This is a genomic window from Kitasatospora sp. NPDC089797, from assembly GCF_040684795.1.
GTDB lineage: Bacteria > Actinomycetota > Actinomycetes > Streptomycetales > Streptomycetaceae > Kitasatospora.
In genome coordinates, this window is sequence record NZ_JBFBGS010000004.1 from 240,068 (window position 1) to 255,799 (window position 15,732).

Below are 15,732 nucleotides of genomic sequence, written 5' to 3' on the forward strand. Positions count from 1 at the left end.
GGGCCCGGGTGAGCAGGCTCACGTTCCGCTCCGCCGGTCGGACACCGCTCCGCACACGGAAAGCCCCAACAGGCGCGAACCACAAGGCCAACCGCCGTCGCCGGGAATTCCCCCACCCGAATTCCCGGGCCCGTAAGGGGTTTTGTCTACGCGCGTTACTCCACGCCCGCCGCTCGAACCGGACGTCCCGGGTTCCGGAAGCCCTGGTCAACTGCCCTAGACTCGAAGGCGTGCCACGTGGTGACGGAAGACTCAACCACGATCTTCTTCCCGGTGAGAAAGGCCCCCAGGACGCGTGTGGCGTCTTCGGTGTCTGGGCTCCCGGCGAGGAGGTCGCCAAGCTCACGTTCTTCGGCCTTTACGCCCTGCAGCACCGCGGTCAGGAATCCGCGGGCATCGCAGTGAGCAACGGCTCCCAGATTCTCGTCTTCAAGGACATGGGACTCGTCTCCCAGGTCTTCGACGAGGCCTCACTGGGGTCGTTGCACGGGCATATCGCCGTCGGACACGCCCGCTACTCGACCACCGGTTCCTCGGTCTGGGAGAACGCCCAGCCGACCTTCCGCGCGACCGTGCACGGTTCGCTGGCCCTCGGGCACAACGGAAACCTGGTGAACACCGCCGAACTGGCGGCCATGGTCGCCGAACTCCCCGGCGAGGAGCACGTCTCGCGCTCCGGCCGGACCGCCGCGACCAACGACACCGACCTGGTGACCGCCCTGCTGGCCGGCCACCCGGACCTCTCCATCGAGGAGACGGCCAAGGTCGTGCTGCCCGAGGTCAAGGGCGCCTTCTCGCTCGTCTTCATGGACGAGCACACCCTCTACGCCGCCCGCGACCCGCAGGGCATCCGCCCGCTGGTGCTCGGCCGGCTGGAGCGCGGCTGGGTGGTCGCCTCCGAGACGGCGGCGCTCGACATCTGCGGCGCCTCCTTCATCCGCGAGGTCGAGCCCGGCGAGCTCATCGCCATCGACGAGAACGGCATGCGCAGTTCCCGCTTCGCCGAGGCGAAGCCCAAGGGCTGCGTGTTCGAGTACGTCTACCTGGCCCGCCCCGACACCTCCATCGCCGGCCGCAACGTGCACCTCTCCCGGGTGGAGATGGGCCGCCGGCTGGCCAAGGAGGCGCCGGTCGAGGCCGACCTGGTGATAGCGACGCCCGAGTCCGGCACCCCCGCCGCGATCGGGTACGCCGAGGCCAGCGGGATCCCGTACGGCTCCGGCCTGGTGAAGAACGCCTACGTGGGCCGCACCTTCATCCAGCCCAGCCAGACGATCCGCCAACTCGGCATCCGGCTCAAGCTGAACCCGCTGCGCGAGGTCATCGCCGGCAAGCGCCTGGTGGTCGTGGACGACTCGATCGTGCGCGGCAACACCCAGCGCGCGCTGGTGCGGATGCTGCGCGAGGCGGGCGCCGCCGAGGTGCACATCCGGATCTCCTCGCCGCCGGTGAAGTGGCCGTGCTTCTTCGGCATCGACTTCGCCACCCGCGCGGAGCTGATCGCCAACGGGATGTCCGTGGAGGAGATCGGCCGCACCCTCGGTGCCGACTCGCTCTCCTACATCTCGATCGACGGCATGATCGAGGCCACCACCCAGCCCAAGGACCGCCTCTGCCGGGCCTGTTTCGACGGCGAGTACCCGATGGAGCTGCCGGATCCGGCACTGCTCGGGAAGCTCCTGCTGGAGGCCGAGATCAAGGGCGGCCAGCAGAAGCCGGCCGTCCGCGGCAAGCCGACCGGCAGCGACCTGGACGGGGTCCAGTCGCTGCTCGGCGGGGCGGGCGCGGCCGACGCGCTGCGCCGCCCGTAACGAGCCCACGGTGGGGTCCCGAGAATCCGGGGCCCCACCGCCGTTCCACCCCCTCTGCCGTACCGAACCTCCCCCACCTGACCCGAAAGGGCCGCACGCAGTGACCAGCTCCCACCCGTCGCCCACCACCCCCCTCGGCGGAGACGCTTCGCGTCGCCCCTCCGAGGGCGCCACCTACGCCGCCGCCGGTGTCGACATCGAGGCGGGCGACCGCGCCGTCGAGCTCATGAAGCAGTGGGTGAAGAAGGCCAACCGCCCCGAGGTGGTCGGCGGTCTCGGCGGCTTCGCCGGCCTCTTCGACGTGTCCGCCCTCAAGGACTACGAGCGGCCGCTGCTGGCCTCGGCCACCGACGGGGTGGGGACCAAGGTGGCCATCGCGGCCGCCATGGACAAGCACGACACCATCGGCCACGACCTGGTCGGCATGGTCGTGGACGACCTCGTGGTGTGCGGCGCCGAGCCGCTCTTCATGACCGACTACATCTGCGTCGGCAAGGTCGTGCCGGAGCGGGTCGCCGCCATCGTCAAGGGCATCGCCGAGGGCTGCGCGCTGGCCGGCTGCGCCCTGGTCGGCGGCGAGACCGCCGAGCACCCGGGCCTGCTCGGCCCGGACGAGTACGACGTCGCGGGCGCCGGCACCGGTGTGGTCGAGGCCGACGCGCTGCTGGGCGCCGACCGGGTCCGGGCCGGCGACGTGGTGATCGCGATGGCCGCCTCCGGCCTGCACTCCAACGGCTACTCGCTGGTCCGCCACGTGCTGCTGAACCAGGCCGGCTGGCAGCTGGACCGCAAGGTCGAGGAGTTCGGCCGCACCCTCGGCGAGGAACTGCTGGAGCCGACCCGGATCTACTCGCTGGACTGCCTGGCGCTCACCCGCGCGACCGAGGTGCACGCCTTCTCGCACGTCACCGGCGGCGGCCTGGCGGCCAACCTGGCCCGGGTGATCCCGGCCGGCCTGCACGCCCGCCTGGACCGCGGCACCTGGACCCCGCTGCCGGTCTTCCGGACCGTCGCCGAGGTCGGCAAGGTGGCCACCCTGGAGCTGGAGAAGACGCTCAACATGGGCGTCGGCATGGTCGCGGTCGTCCCGCCGCACTCGGTGGACGTGGTGCTGTCGATCCTCGAGGACCGCGGCGTCGAGGCGTGGCTGCTCGGCGACATCGTGGACCGCACCGACGGGCACGAGGCCGGCGCGGCCCTCTACAACGCCTACGAGGGCTTCACGGCGGGCTGACGGCCCGTCCGACGCACACCTACGCGGAAGGGCCCCTCCGGTTCCCGGAGGGGCCCTTCCGCGCGTCCGGGGCCCGTGGTCGGCGCGGGGCGTGCGCGGGAACGCCGAAGACCGGTCCGGCGCCGTGGGGCGCCCGGACCGGTCCGGCGAAGCTGCGGGTTACGAGCGGCGGGAGGCCTGCGACGGCCCGGTGCCCGGCTCGGTCTCGTCCTCGTCGTCGAGGTCGGCGTAGCGGGCGGCGTACTCCGCGTACGGGTCGTCGTCCTCTTCGTCCTCCTCGATCGGCTCGGGGTCGATCGAAGCAGTGGACGGCGATACGCCCAGCTCGTTGGACAGACGGTTAGCGTCGAACCCGCCGCTGTTGTACTTCAGCTCGCGGGCGACCTTCGTCTGCTTGGCCTTGGCCCGGCCGCGCCCCATGGGTCGACCCCCTCAACGATGGGGCTCACGGCCCCGAGTCTGACACGTGTTCATGATCAGGACCGGCCTGCCCGAATGGGAGGACCGTCCCTTGGAGCATTAACGGTACCTGTTTCCGCCGCTGGACGGTACGTCGTGGTTGTGACGTGGCGCGCACCGACCGCACCCGAGACCAGGTCTTCCCAGGTCAGGGGAGGTTTTGCGGCGTTTTGCACGCGGTCCGGAGGTGTGTGGGGTCCGTCGTTCCAGGACCGATTATCCCCCCAAGGGGGACCTCGGATCACCCGTTCGGGCGGAGAAGTGAGAATCCGGTTCCACATCGTGATGCGCGGGGGGCTCCCGGGTGGAGCCCCCCGCGCATCCGGTCGCCGGAGCGGGTCCGGTCAGCCGCGGCGGGCGGCGGGCAGCAGCACCGTGCGCAGCGCGCTGATCTCGCGCATCCGCTTCTCGGCCAGGCGGTCGGCGGCGACCGCCGGCGGGATGCCGTCGGAGGCGGCCCGGGTGAAGATCTCCAGGGTGGTGTCGAAGATCCGGGTGGCCTTGTTCTTGGCCCGCTCGAAGTTGAAGCCGTCGATCTCGTCGGCGACCTGGATCACGCCGCCGGAGTTCACCAGGTAGTCGGGGGCGTAGAGGATGCCGCGGTCGGCGAGGTCCTTCTCGACGCCCGGGTGGGACAGCTGGTTGTTGGCCGCGCCGCAGACGATCGAGGTGCCGAACTCGCCCAGCGCGGCGACCACGTCGTCGGTCAGCGCGCCGCCGAGCGCGCAGGGGGCGTAGACGTCCAGCTTGGCCTGGAGCAGGGCGGTGGTGTCGGCGACCACCTCCACCTCCGGGTGGGCGGCGCGGACGCGGTTCACCGCGGCCTCGAAGGGGTCGGTGACGACGACGGTGGCGCCGTCCGCGACCAGGTGGCCGACCAGGTAGTGGCCGACCTTGCCGACGCCCGCGACGCCGACCCGCTTGCCGCGCAGGGTGGGCTGGCCCCAGCGGGCCTGGGCGCTGGCGCGCATGCCCTGGAAGACGCCGAACGCGGTCAGGATGGAGGAGTCGCCGGCACCGCCGTGCTCGGGCGAGCGGCCGGTCACGAACCCGGTCTCGCGCGCGATGACGTCCATGTCCTGGACGTAGGTGCCCACGTCGCACGCGGTGATGTAGCGGCCGCGCAGGGACTCGACGAAGCGGCCGTAGGCCCGGAGCATCGCCTCGTTCTTGTCCTTGTTCGGGTCGCCGATGATGACGGCCTTGCCGCCGCCGAGGTCCAGCCCGGCCAGCGCGTTCTTGTAGGACATCCCGCGGGACAGGTTCAGCGCGTCCTCCAGCGCCGCCTCCTCGGAGGCGTACGGGAAGAAGCGGGTGCCGCCGAGGGCGGGGCCGAGCGCGGTGGAGTGGATGGCGATGATCGCCTTGAGCCCGGAGCTGCGGTCGTGGCAGAGGACGACCTGCTCGTGGCCGTCGCCGGGGACGCCGTCCTGCTCGGTGCGGAAGATCCTGCTGAGCACGCCGGGTGCGGGGTGCGTGGCGGGGGTCTGTACGTCGGTCACTGTGGTGACTCCAGTATCGAAGGCCCGCTGCTGTGGTGCGGGCGCCTAGGGCGAAGCGTAGTCGCGGGGGAACGGCCCATCGGCCCTTCTGTCCGAGCTTGTGCCGGTTGTCCGAAGGGTGAGACGACAGGGGGTCGGGGGTGCGGGCGCGAACCGTTCGGGGCCGCGCCCTCCCCGGGCCGCGCGGCGCGTGCGACCATGCAGGACGTGACCGTCGTGCGTACGTCCGTCCTCCCGCCCTACGCCGCCCACCTGCGGGTCTACGAGCCGCTGGCGGCCTACCCGGAGCCCGAGCGGGCGCACTGGCAGGCCTACGCGGCGGAGCACGGGCCGGACGCCTCGGCGGCGGAGCAGTCGGTGGCGGCGGCGGTGCTGGAGGAGCAGCGGGCGGCGCTGGCCGAGCTGGCCGCCCGGACGCCCCGGGCGCTGCCGGAGCAGGAGAGCGGGCGGGCGTACCTGCGGATGGTGGACGGCGTACTGTACGTGTGCCCGTGGGCGACCAGACTGCGCAGCTGGCAGGCGCTGGAGGAGCTGCGGGCGGGGGCCCCGGTGGCGCTGCTGGACACCGCGGTGCCGCCGGTGACCCGGGCGGCCGCCGAGGCGGACCGGGAGCGCTGGCGGGCCGGGCACCCGGACGCCCGGCCGTGGATCCTCACCAGCCGGTGGGAGGTCCCGGTGCGCTGGTTCCTGCCGTTCGGGGACGAGGACCGCTGTTTCGTTCCGGGGGGAGCGGACAGAGAAGAAGGGGGAGCGGGGGGAACGGGAGGACCGGGAGGACCGGGGGAGACGGGGGAGGGGGAGCGGGCCAGGCCGGCCGCGCTGTTCTACCTGGTGCCGATGGCCCAGGCACGGCGGCGGGTGGCCCGGGCCTACCGGGCGCTGCGCGAGGCGGTGCCGGACGGGGAGCTGGTGCGCGGGGCGGAGCAGGTCGGGCGGTGGCTGGAGGAGTTCCACCCGCGCTCGCTGGTGGAGCTGGACTACGGGGGGCTGGTGCATCTGCTGGGGGCGGAGCGGTTGTTGGCGGACCGTTCGGCGGGGGAGCTGGAGGACGGGCTGCGCGCGCTGCGGGCCGGGGACGCCGACGAGGCGCTGCGGGCGTACGGGGAGCTGACGGGGCGGTGGCGCCGGGTGCTGGCGCTCCGGCAGGCGAACTGACGTCCGACCGTCCGTGTATGACTGTCAGAGGCTTTGGTCCACAGTCGCGCTGACCAAGGTCCCGGTTCGGGTCAATAGCTGTCGAACGTGACACTACTCACCGTTGACGCGAACTTACCCCTATGTGCAAAAATGGGACAACCAGCCCAACTCCACGCGAGCGTGCCCACTTTTGGGTGGTTCTGGAGTCGATGCGTGCTTTGCGGGGAAACGGAGGGTCTGGTCCCCCCGTGACCAGACGTCACTACCGTGTGACTGTCCGTTATGGGGTGGTCCATCGCCATCCGTCGGCCTTGAACCCGTGAGGGGTCAATTTTGGCGGTTTGGTCGATAGGGCTGGACGGATGGTGTAGTTGTAGACACCAGGACAAGCCGTTCGTCCTATAACCGACTCGGCCCGTCTATGCCATTTCGGGCATCGCGGGCCAAGGTGCAGAATTTGAAGGATAGAACCGCCCTGGTTCGGTTCTCCCGAGGAGGCCGCTCATGACCGCTCGTACCCCTGATGCTGAGCCGCTGCTGACGCCGGCGGAAGTTGCCACCATGTTCCGCGTTGACCCGAAGACGGTCACCCGCTGGGCCAAGGCGGGCAAGCTGACGTCGATCCGCACGCTCGGTGGTCACCGTCGTTACCGTGAGGCGGAGGTGCGCGCTCTGCTGGCCGGGATTCCCGCTCAGCGCACTGAGGCCTGATAGGCCAAAGGCTCTTTCAGAGGGGCTGCTAACCGGACTCCGCCGGGTCCGGTCGGCAGCCCCTTTGTCATGCCCGTCGATCGACGGAACGCTTAACTCCGGATAACGATTTGGTGCCCGTGGGGTGGGGGGGATTTACAGTGAATAGCAGTACAATTTTACATATTAAATTAGTGCCGCCCGGAAGGGGGCACTGCGAGGGGGAGTTCCGGATGGTGTGGGTGACGACCGTCACACCGGCCGGCGCTTGTGGTCCGGGCCGGGTCCGGATAGATGGCGGAGGGTCAAAAAGACGAGAGGCCCGGAACCTGACGGTTCCGGGCCTCTCGCGCTACGGCGATCCCGACGGGACTTGAACCCGCGACCTCCACCTTGACAGGGTGGCGAGCTAACCAACTGCTCCACGGGACCAGAGTTTTCTGATCTCGTTCACTCGCTTGCCGCGCTGCGAACAAGACAGACTGTAGCCCATGGTGGGCCCCCAGGTCGAACTGGCTCCTGAAGGCCCACCCGCAGCTCAGAGGGTGGCCCGCGCCGCCTCCATCGCCTTCATGATCCGCTTCTCCGAGACCGGGCTCGGCGTCCCCAGCCCCTGGGCGAAGAAGCTGACCCGCAGCTCCTCGATCATCCACCGGATCGCCCGCACCTCCGCGGAGGGCTGCCGCCCGGCCGGCACCGCCGCCAGCAGCTCCCCGTACGCCTGCTGCACCTGCTGGACCTTCAGCAGTTGCTGGGCGTCCCGCTGCGGGTGGTTGGGCAGCGCCTCCAGCCGGCGGTCCACCGCCAGCAGGTAGCGCTTGAGGTCGGGCAGCCGCTGCCAGCCGGTGGCCGTCACGAAGCCCGGGTGCACCAGCGAGGCCAGGTGCAGCCGGACGTCGTTCACCGCGTTCAGCAGCACCGGGCTGCTGACCGACTTCAGCCGGGTCGACGCCTTGTGGAAGGCGATCAGCGCGGTGGCCGTCTTCAGCGTGGTGTCCGCGGACAGGTCGTAGAGGTCCGCCCGCACCTTGTCGTGCAGCTTGCCGAAGGCCGCCTCGTCCCAGGCCGGGCCGCCGGCCAGGGTCATCAGCCGGTCCGTCGCGGCCGCCACGACGTCCTCGAACAGGGCGCTGATCGAGCCGTGCGGGCTGTGCGACAGCGCCAGCTTCGCCTGGTTGCCCAGCCGGCCCTGGATCGACTTCGCCGGGGAGGTGGTGGTCAGCATCAGCAGCCGGCGGGTGCCCTCCCACATCGCCTGGGCCTGCGCCTCCGGGGTGTCGAAGAGCTTCACGCCGACCGCGGCGCCCTCGTCCACCAGCGCCGGGTAGGCGCGCAGCGCGTGGCCCCGGGAGCGCTGCTCGAAGGTGCGCTGGAGCACCGGCAGCCCGGCCGGCCAGGCGGTCAGCCCGCCCTGCTCGATGCCCTGGCCGGAGGCCGCCGAGGAGAGCGTCTCCTTGAGCTTGGGCTTGAGCTTGAGCCGCAGCTCCTCCAGGTCCTTGGACTCGGCGAGCCGGCGCTTGCCGTCCACCACCCGGAAGGTCACCTTGAGGTGCTCCGGGACCCGTTCGTCGTCCCAGGCCTCCGGCGGCACCGTGACGGCCGTCAGGCGCTTCAGGGCGTGCTCCAGGGCCGGCAGCAGGGGCTCCTGGCGGTCCTTCACCGCCCGCAGTGCCGCCTTGGCGAAGTCCGGGGCCGGCACGAAGTTGCGCCGGATCGCCTTCGGCAGCGACTTGATGTACGCGGTGACCAGTTCCTCCCGCAGGCCCGGGATCTGCCAGTCGAAGCCCTCCGCGGTCACCTGGTTGAGCACCGGCAGCGGGATGTGGACGGTCACGCCGTCCGCGTCGCTGCCCGGCTCGAACTGGTAGGTCAGCTTGAAGCGCAGCTTGCCCTGCTGCCAGTGGTCCGGGTAGTCGGCCTCGGTGACGCCGTCCGCGGCGTCGTTGATCAGCATCGACTTCTCGAAGTTCAGCAGGTCCGGCTGCTCGTGCCGGGCCTTCTTCCACCAGGAGTCGAAGTGCCGGGTGGAGACGATCTCCTCCGGCAGCCGGGCGTCGTAGAAGTCGAACAGGGTCTGGTCGTCCACCAGGATGTCCCGGCGGCGGGCCCGGTTCTCCAGCTCCTCGACCTCGCCGAGCAGCCGGCGGTTCTCGGCGAAGAACCGGTGGTGGGTCTCCCAGTCGCCCTCGACCAGGGCGTTGCGGATGAACAGCTCGCGGCAGAGCTCGGCGTCGATCTTCCCGTAGTTGACCTTGCGCTGGGCGACGACCGGCATCCCGTAGAGGGTCACCTTCTCGTACGCCAGCACCGCGCCGGCCTTCTTCTCCCAGTGCGGCTCGCTGTAGCTGCGCTTGATCAGGTGCCCGGCCAGCGGCTCGACCCACTCGGGCTCGATCTTCGCGTTGATCCGCGCCCACAGCCGGGAGGTCTCCACCAGCTCCGCCGACATCACCCAGCGCGGCGGCTTCTTGAACAGCCCGGAGCCCGGGAAGACCGCGAAGCGGGCGCCGCGCGCACCGCCGTACTCGCGCTTCTCCACGTCGAACAGGCCGATGTGGGAGAGCAGCCCGGCCAGCAGCGACTGGTGGATCCGGTCCGCGTCCGGCTCGGCGTCCGGGTGCGGCTCGTCGATCGTCACGCCCAACTGCTTGGCGACGGTGCGCAGCTGGGTGTAGACGTCCTGCCACTCCCGTATCCGCAGGTAGTTCAGGAACTCGGACTTGCACATCCGGCGGAAGGCCGAGGAGGACAGCTCCTTCTGCTGCTCCCGGACGTAGCGCCACATCGCCAGGTAGGAGAGGAAGTCGGAGGTCTCCGAGGTGAACCGGCGGTGCCGGTCGTCGGCGGCCTGGCGCTTCTCCGCCGGGCGCTCGCGCGGGTCCTGGATGGACAGCGCGGCGGCGATCACCATCACGTCGCGCACGCAGCCGTTGCGGTCCGCCTCCAGCACCATCCGGGCCATCCGCGGGTCCACCGGGAGCTGGGCGAGCTTGCGGCCGAGCGCGGTCAGCCGCTTGCGCGGGTCCTTCTCCTCCGGGTCCAGCGCGCCCAGCTCGTGCAGCAGGTGGACGCCGTCCTTGATGTTGCGCGAGTCCGGCGGGTCCAGGAACGGGAAGGCGGCGATGTCGCCGAGGCCCGCCGCGGTCATCTGGAGGATCACCGAGGCCAGGTTGGTGCGCAGGATCTCGGCGTCGGTGAACTCCGGGCGGGAGAGGAAGTCCTCCTCCGAGTACAGCCGGATGCAGATGCCGTCCGAGGTGCGGCCGCAGCGGCCCTTGCGCTGGTTGGCGCTGGCCTGGCTGACCGCCTCGATCGGCAGCCGCTGCACCTTGGTGCGGTGGCTGTAGCGGGAGATCCGGGCGGTGCCCGGGTCGATCACGTACTTGATGCCCGGGACGGTCAGCGAGGTCTCGGCCACGTTGGTGGCCAGCACGATCCGGCGGCTGCTCGAGCGCTGGAACACCCGGTGCTGCTCGGCCGAGCTGAGCCGGGCGTAGAGCGGCAGGACCTCGGTGTTCCGCAGCTTCAGCCGGGTGAGGGCGTCGGCGGTGTCGCGGATCTCGCGCTCGCCGGAGAGGAAGACCAGGATGTCGCCCGGGCCCTCGGCCTGCAGCTCCTGGGCGGCCTCGCAGATCGCCTGGATCTGGTCACGGTCGCGGTCGTTCTCGTCCTGCTCGTCGTCGCCGTCGTCCAGGACCGGGCGGTAGCGGACCTCCACCGGGTAGGTGCGGCCGGAGACCTCGATGATCGGGGCGTCGCCGAAGTGCCGGGAGAAGCGCTCCGGGTCGATGGTCGCGGAGGTGATCACGACCTTGAGGTCGGGGCGGCGGGGGAGCAGCTGCTTGAGGTAGCCGAGCAGGAAGTCGATGTTGAGGCTGCGCTCGTGCGCCTCGTCGATGATCAGGGTGTCGTACTGGCGCAGATCGCGGTCGGTCTGGATCTCCGCGAGCAGGATGCCGTCGGTCATCAGCTTGACCAGGGTGTCCGGGCCGACCTGGTCGGTGAACCGGACCTTCCAGCCGACCGCCTCGCCGAGCGGGGTGTCCAGCTCCTCCGCGACGCGCTCCGCCACCGTGCGGGCGGCGATCCGGCGCGGCTGGGTGTGGCCGACCAGACCGCGGATGCCGCGGCCCAGCTCCAGGCAGATCTTCGGGATCTGGGTGGTCTTGCCGGAGCCGGTCTCACCTGCGACGATCACCACCTGGTGGTCCCGGATCGCCGCCAGGATGTCGTCCTTCTTCTGGCTGACCGGGAGCTCGGCGGGGTAGCCGATCCTCGGCACCGCGGCCCGGCGCTGCTCGACCAGCGACGCGGCGCGGTCGATGTCGGCGGCGATCTCGGCGGCGACCTTCTGCCGGGCCTCCGGCGCGCGGACCCTGCGGGCCCCCTCCAGCCGGCGCCCGATCCGCACCTCGTCGCGCAGGGTCAGCTCGGGCAGGCGGGCTGCCAGCTCACCGATGCCGGGACCCTCGGCGGAAGCGGGGGCGGACTGGACTGCGGGAGAACTCACTGCGGGCATCCCTCTAGGTTCGCAAGGAGGCACGGCGGAGCGCACCTCGGTTTTCGAGCCCCTCCAGTGTCACAGCCGCCGGTGGCCGATCGCGAATGCCGGGCGCCGGATCGCGGTCGGTGGGCGGTGGGCCGGGATGGTGGGCGGTCGGTGGGCGGGGCACGGGCGGGGAATCGCGGCGGCGGGGCAACGGTCGGGCGGGGTTCCGGGCTCAGGAGGGTCGAGGAGGTGCTCATGGGAGCCCAGAAGGCCGTCCGGGACGAGGAGTTCCGGGCGTTCACCGGCAGCGCGTGGTCACGGCTGCTCCGGACGGCATACCTGCTGGCCGGGGACCGCCACGGGGCCGAGGACCTGGTCCAGCAGGCGCTGGAGCGGGCCTACGTGCACTGGACCAAGGTCCGGGCGGCCGACGACCCGAACGCCTACGTCCGCCGGATCCTGATCAACGAGCACGCCCGGCGGTTCCGGCGCAGACCGGTCGAGCACCTGGTCGAGGCCTTCCCCGACCGGCCCGCTCCGGTCGGGCCCGACCCGGACGACCGGGCGGTGCTGCTCGCGGCCCTCGCCGCGCTGCCGCCCCGCCAGCGCGAGGCCGTCGTGCTGCGGTACTGGGAGGACCTCAGCGAGTCCCAGACCGCGGCGGCGATGGACTGCTCGGTCGGGACGGTGAAGAGCCAGGCGGCCCGGGGGCTCGCCAAACTGCGGGCGGCCTCCTCACGCAACGGACTGACCAGCATCGGAGGTAGCAGATGAGCACGGAGTCCTGGCCCGGCGACCGCGGGGGCCCGGGTGATCCCGGTGACCTCGGGGACCCCGGTGACCTCGGGATCTTCGGGAGATCCGGGGGTTCCGGAGGCTTCGGGAGCCACGGGAGCCACGGGAGCCACTGGAGCGCGGAGACGGAGAAGGAGGCGGCCGAGGCCGCCGTCGCGTGGGAACTCGGGGAGCTGGCCGACAGCGTCCAGGCCGGGCCGGTGCCGTACGACCGGCTGCTCGGCGGCGGGCGTCGGCGGCTGCGGCGTCGGCGGCTGCTGACCGCGGCGGTCGTCGCGTCGGTGGTCGTGGTGGTCGGCGGGGCGGGAGCGGAGTTCGCCCGGCACGGACGGTGGGTGTCCCCGGTGGCCGCCCCGGCCGCTTCCGGCGGGCTCACCCCGGCCGGGGCCGGGGTCGCCGGCGAGCCCCCGGTCGCGTTCCCGCCCGCCACCGCCACCGCCGTGTCCGTCTCCCCGTCCGCGTCGCCGTCCCGGCCGGTGGCCGGGGGCACGGGCGGTGCGGCGACCGACGACGCCCGGGACCCGTTCCTCCCGCTCCGGGTCAAGATCGGCGAGGGCGTCGCGAACGGCCACCACTGGGTGGCCTGGACCGCCGTGTGGCGGGCGACCCCCCGGAAGGAGGACGCCCTCGCGCAGTACCAGCTGATGCGGGCGGAGCGGCACGCCGCCAACCCGCAGGTGCAACCGGCCACCCAGGAGGACGTCGACCGCAACTGGAGCCCGGACCTCGACGTGGTGAACGACTACTACACGGTGGACGGCGTGCGGCAGCCGGACGACGCCACCTTCATGGTCACCAGCCCGACCGCGACGGCGAGCCCCGGGCTCGTCGGCGGTGGCGCCGCGGTGCTCGGGGGCAAGGACCAGGCGAAGTCCGGCATCCCGCCGGTGGTGGTCGAAGGGGTGAAGGCCGGGGTGGCGAAGGTCGTGGTGGCCTGGGACACCGGCGGCTCCACCGAGGCGGTGCCGGTCGCGGCCGGGAACTCGCCGTTCCACTGGTACGGCATCGTCTCGAAGCCCGGTGCCGGCATCAAGTCCGTCACCCACTACGCCGACGACGGCTCGGTGCTGAGCAGCGACACCGAATGGCTGCGCCTCCGCTGAGCTCCGCCTGCACCTGATTGTCGGTGCCGTCCGCCACAGTGGATCCCTGTGGCGTGACGGAACGTCGACGATGGGGAAGGCGGTGCCCGATGAGCGGCACGACCGGGCTGTCCGAGGACCGGCTGGGGCTGATGCGCACCGTCCTGACCGGCCACGTCGAGCGCGGCGGGGTGCCCGGGCTGGTCGCCGCCGTGGTGCGGGACGGCGAGGAGCACGTCGAGGTGCTCGGCAGCCACGACACCGCCGGCACCGTCCCGATGCGGCGGGACACCCTGTTCCGGATCGCCTCCATGACCAAACCGGTCACCGCGGTGGCCGCGCTGAGCCTGGTCGAGGAGTGCGTGCTGCGGCTCGACGACCCGGTCGACGACCTGCTGCCCGAACTCGCCGGCCGGCGGGTGCTGCGCCGCCCGGACGGCGAACTCGACGACACCGAACCGGCCGTCCGACCGATCACCCTGCGCGACCTGCTCACCTTCCGGCTCGGCCACGGCCTCGCGATGCTGCCGTCGGCCACCCCGATCGTCCGGGCCGCCACCGAGCGCGGCATCGGCGTTCGCCCGCCCCGCACCGACTACCCCGAGCCGGACGAATTCCTGCGCCGCCTCGGCGAGTTGCCGCTGCTGCACCAACCCGGCGCGGGCTGGTGCTACCACACCGGCTCCACCGTCCTCGGCATCCTGCTCGCCCGCGCCTGCGGCCGCCCGCTCGGCGAGGTGCTGCGCGAGCGAGTCCTCGGGCCGCTCGGCATGCGGGACACCGGCTTCACCGTCCCCGCCGACCAACTCCACCGGCTCCCGGTGGAGTACGTGCTCGACCGGGCGAGCGGGCGGCTGGTCCCGTACGACGATCCGGCCGACAGCGCCTGGGGTCGGGCGGCCCGTCTCGACGACGGTGGCGGGGACCTGGTCTCCACGCTGGACGACTTCCTCGCCTTCGCCCGGATGCTGATGGCCGGCGGCGTGGCCGACGGTACTCGGATCCTTTCCCGGCCGACCGTCGGGCTGCTCACCGCCAACCAGCTGGACGCCGCCCAAATGGCCGCTGCCGCACCGGTGTTGGGAAGTGACGGGACCACCGGTTGGGGCTTCGGGGTCTCCGTCACCGTCACCCGCACCGGGCTCGCCGCACCCGGCCGCTACGGCTGGAACGGCGGCCTGGGCACGGCCTGGTTCAACGACCCCGCCGAGCGGTTGACCGGCGTCCTGCTCACCCAGCGGATGTTCGAGAGCCCCGTCCCGCCCGCGGTGGTACGGGACTTCGAGGTGCTCGCCTACCAGTCCGTGGCGGGGTGACCGGTCGGGCTCAGCGCAGCAGCGCGGCCTCGTCGGCGTCCGGCAGCCAGTCCCGGGCCGGGTCGTACTCCAGCCACCGGCTGCGGGCGGCCTCCTCCGTGAACGCCCGGAGCAGCTGCTCCACGGGGGAGTCGTGGCCGGGGCTCCGGGCGGCTCCCCGGTCGGTCCGCCAGAGCAGGGACCAGGCGTACAGCGGGGTCGGGCCGGCCAGCGGGACGGTGCGCACCCCCGGGCGGTCGGGCAGCGGGCTGTCGGCGGGCACCAGCGAGAAGCAGCCCGGGTCGGCGCCGACCTGGTCCAGGAAGTGCTCCAGGCCCAGATTGGTCGAACCGACCCGGTCGGTGATGCCGAAGCGGGCGGCGAAGCGGGTCAGGAAGTCCAGCCGGTCCACCGCCGCCGGGTAACGCAGCACACTGCCGCGCAGCTCGGCCGGGCTCAGCGCGTCCCGGCCCGCCAGCGGATGGTCGACGCTCAGCAGCGCGTCCACCGGCTCCAGCCGGACCAGCCGGTGCGTCAACCCGGCGCCCCCGCCGTCCGGCAGGGCGTGCACCCGGCCGAAACCGGCATCCGACTCCCCGCGCAGCAGTGCCGCGGCGACGGACGGCAGGTCCCGCCCCGGCACCGGCTCCAGCTCCAGGCCCGGTGCCGCCTCCACCGCCTGCGCCAGCGTCCGCATCGGCGCGTACAGGTGCCCCCACACATCGACCCGCAGCGGCCGGCCGGCCCCCAGCACCGCCGCGACCGCCCGCTCGCCCTGCACCAGCAGCTGCCGGGCCGGCTCCAGGAAGCGCGAGCCCGCGCCGGTCAGGGACACGCCCCGGGCGTCGCGGTCCAGCAGGCGGACGCCGAGGGCGGTCTCCAGGCGGGCGATGCGCTTCGACAGGGCCTGCTGGCTGATGCCGAGGCGGGTGGCGGCGCGGCCGAAGTGGAGTTCCTCGGCGGTGGTCGTGAAGGCTCGTGCCTGTCCTAGGTCCAGATCCACCTGGGCACCTTAGCGGGGGGTTCTGTTCGGGGGGTGGGGGCCGCTGCGCGGGGGCTGTGTGGGGGGTGGGGGCCGCTGCGCGGGGGCTGTGTGGGGGGTGGGGGCTTTCGGGAGGGTGGGTGACGCCGGGGGCGGTTCCGGGGGTGGGTGCTCCGGGGGCTGGGTGATTTTCGGACTGCCGACCCTGCGGTGCATGGTCGGTCGCCGTTGGCAGTCTGAAAATCACCCGTCACGC

At 72.1% G+C, this 15,732-nt stretch carries 11 protein-coding genes and 1 tRNA gene; 7 read left to right on the top strand and 5 right to left on the bottom strand.

The window, feature by feature from the left end; genetic code table 11:
- The first annotated feature begins 230 nt into the window (after positions 1 to 230).
- Positions 231 to 1,811 carry an amidophosphoribosyltransferase gene (gene purF / locus AB0O91_RS05610; protein WP_363428173.1) on the top strand — a complete coding sequence of 527 codons (1,581 nt, stop codon included), beginning with the start codon at positions 231 to 233 and terminating at the stop codon, positions 1,809 to 1,811.
- Positions 1,812 to 1,911: 100 nt separating this feature from the next.
- Positions 1,912 to 3,045: a phosphoribosylformylglycinamidine cyclo-ligase gene (gene purM, locus AB0O91_RS05615; RefSeq protein ID WP_363428175.1), complete on the top strand. Its 1,134-nt coding sequence runs from the start codon at positions 1,912 to 1,914 to the stop codon at positions 3,043 to 3,045.
- Positions 3,046 to 3,204: 159 nt separating this feature from the next.
- Here the strand turns inward: purM and AB0O91_RS05620 are convergent, their stop codons facing one another.
- Positions 3,205 to 3,465 carry a DUF3073 domain-containing protein gene (locus AB0O91_RS05620; protein WP_363428177.1) on the bottom strand — a complete coding sequence of 87 codons (261 nt, stop codon included), beginning with the start codon at positions 3,463 to 3,465 and terminating at the stop codon, positions 3,205 to 3,207.
- Positions 3,466 to 3,848: 383 nt separating this feature from the next.
- Positions 3,849 to 5,006 (bottom strand): Glu/Leu/Phe/Val dehydrogenase dimerization domain-containing protein, encoded by a 1,158-nt coding sequence (locus AB0O91_RS05625; protein WP_363428179.1) that lies wholly within the window; start codon positions 5,004 to 5,006, stop codon positions 3,849 to 3,851.
- A gap of 198 nt (positions 5,007 to 5,204) precedes the next feature.
- Here AB0O91_RS05625 and AB0O91_RS05630 point away from each other — a divergent pair, with 198 nt between their 5' ends.
- Both AB0O91_RS05630 and bldC read left to right on the top strand, forming a co-directional pair.
- On the top strand, positions 5,205 to 6,161 hold the full coding sequence (locus AB0O91_RS05630) for a hypothetical protein (RefSeq protein ID WP_363428181.1): 957 nt from the start codon (positions 5,205 to 5,207) through the stop codon (positions 6,159 to 6,161).
- 486 nt (positions 6,162 to 6,647) lie between these two features.
- Positions 6,648 to 6,854, top strand: coding sequence for a developmental transcriptional regulator BldC (gene bldC / locus AB0O91_RS05635; RefSeq protein WP_014137253.1), 207 nt, complete (start codon positions 6,648 to 6,650; stop codon positions 6,852 to 6,854).
- Between the two features lie 337 nt (positions 6,855 to 7,191).
- On the opposite strand, the gene AB0O91_RS05640 is transcribed toward bldC, so the two are convergent.
- Together AB0O91_RS05640 and hrpA are read right to left on the bottom strand one after the other, a co-directional pair.
- Positions 7,192 to 7,265: transfer RNA gene (locus AB0O91_RS05640), tRNA-Asp, on the bottom strand.
- 106 nt (positions 7,266 to 7,371) lie between these two features.
- On the bottom strand, positions 7,372 to 11,352 hold the full coding sequence (hrpA, locus tag AB0O91_RS05645; RefSeq protein ID WP_363428183.1) for an ATP-dependent RNA helicase HrpA: 3,981 nt from the start codon (positions 11,350 to 11,352) through the stop codon (positions 7,372 to 7,374).
- A 225-nt stretch (positions 11,353 to 11,577) separates the two neighbouring features.
- Between hrpA and AB0O91_RS05650 the strand changes: the two genes are divergently transcribed.
- From AB0O91_RS05650 to AB0O91_RS05660, 3 genes are all read left to right on the top strand, one after another.
- Entirely contained in the window at positions 11,578 to 12,096 is a 519-nt protein-coding gene (locus AB0O91_RS05650; RefSeq protein WP_363428185.1) for a SigE family RNA polymerase sigma factor, read from the top strand.
- Positions 12,093 to 13,220 carry a hypothetical protein gene (locus AB0O91_RS05655; protein WP_363428187.1) on the top strand — a complete coding sequence of 376 codons (1,128 nt, stop codon included), beginning with the start codon at positions 12,093 to 12,095 and terminating at the stop codon, positions 13,218 to 13,220. Before AB0O91_RS05650 ends, AB0O91_RS05655 begins: the two co-directional genes overlap by 4 nt.
- An 89-nt stretch (positions 13,221 to 13,309) precedes the next feature.
- A complete protein-coding gene (locus AB0O91_RS05660; RefSeq protein ID WP_363428189.1) occupies positions 13,310 to 14,515 on the top strand; it encodes a serine hydrolase domain-containing protein in 1,206 nt (401 codons plus the stop codon).
- A 10-nt stretch (positions 14,516 to 14,525) separates the two neighbouring features.
- Here the strand turns inward: AB0O91_RS05660 and AB0O91_RS05665 are convergent, their stop codons facing one another.
- Positions 14,526 to 15,497 (bottom strand): LysR family transcriptional regulator, encoded by a 972-nt coding sequence (locus tag AB0O91_RS05665; RefSeq protein ID WP_363428191.1) that lies wholly within the window; start codon positions 15,495 to 15,497, stop codon positions 14,526 to 14,528.
- Positions 15,498 to 15,732 lie beyond the last annotated feature (235 nt).

Excerpts from the sequence above, each read along its gene's own strand:
- bldC (WP_014137253.1), top strand. The coding sequence starts at position 6,648 with ATGACCGCTCGTACCCCTGATGCTGAGCCGCTGCTGACGCCGGCGGAA.
- AB0O91_RS05655 (WP_363428187.1), top strand. The coding sequence starts at position 12,093 with ATGAGCACGGAGTCCTGGCCCGGCGACCGCGGGGGCCCGGGTGATCCC.
- AB0O91_RS05650 (WP_363428185.1), top strand. The coding sequence starts at position 11,578 with ATGGGAGCCCAGAAGGCCGTCCGGGACGAGGAGTTCCGGGCGTTCACC.
- AB0O91_RS05630 (WP_363428181.1), top strand. The coding sequence starts at position 5,205 with ATGCAGGACGTGACCGTCGTGCGTACGTCCGTCCTCCCGCCCTACGCC.
- AB0O91_RS05620 (WP_363428177.1), bottom strand. The coding sequence starts at position 3,465 with ATGGGGCGCGGCCGGGCCAAGGCCAAGCAGACGAAGGTCGCCCGCGAG.
- hrpA (WP_363428183.1), bottom strand. The coding sequence starts at position 11,352 with ATGCCCGCAGTGAGTTCTCCCGCAGTCCAGTCCGCCCCCGCTTCCGCC.
- AB0O91_RS05660 (WP_363428189.1), top strand. The coding sequence starts at position 13,310 with ATGAGCGGCACGACCGGGCTGTCCGAGGACCGGCTGGGGCTGATGCGC.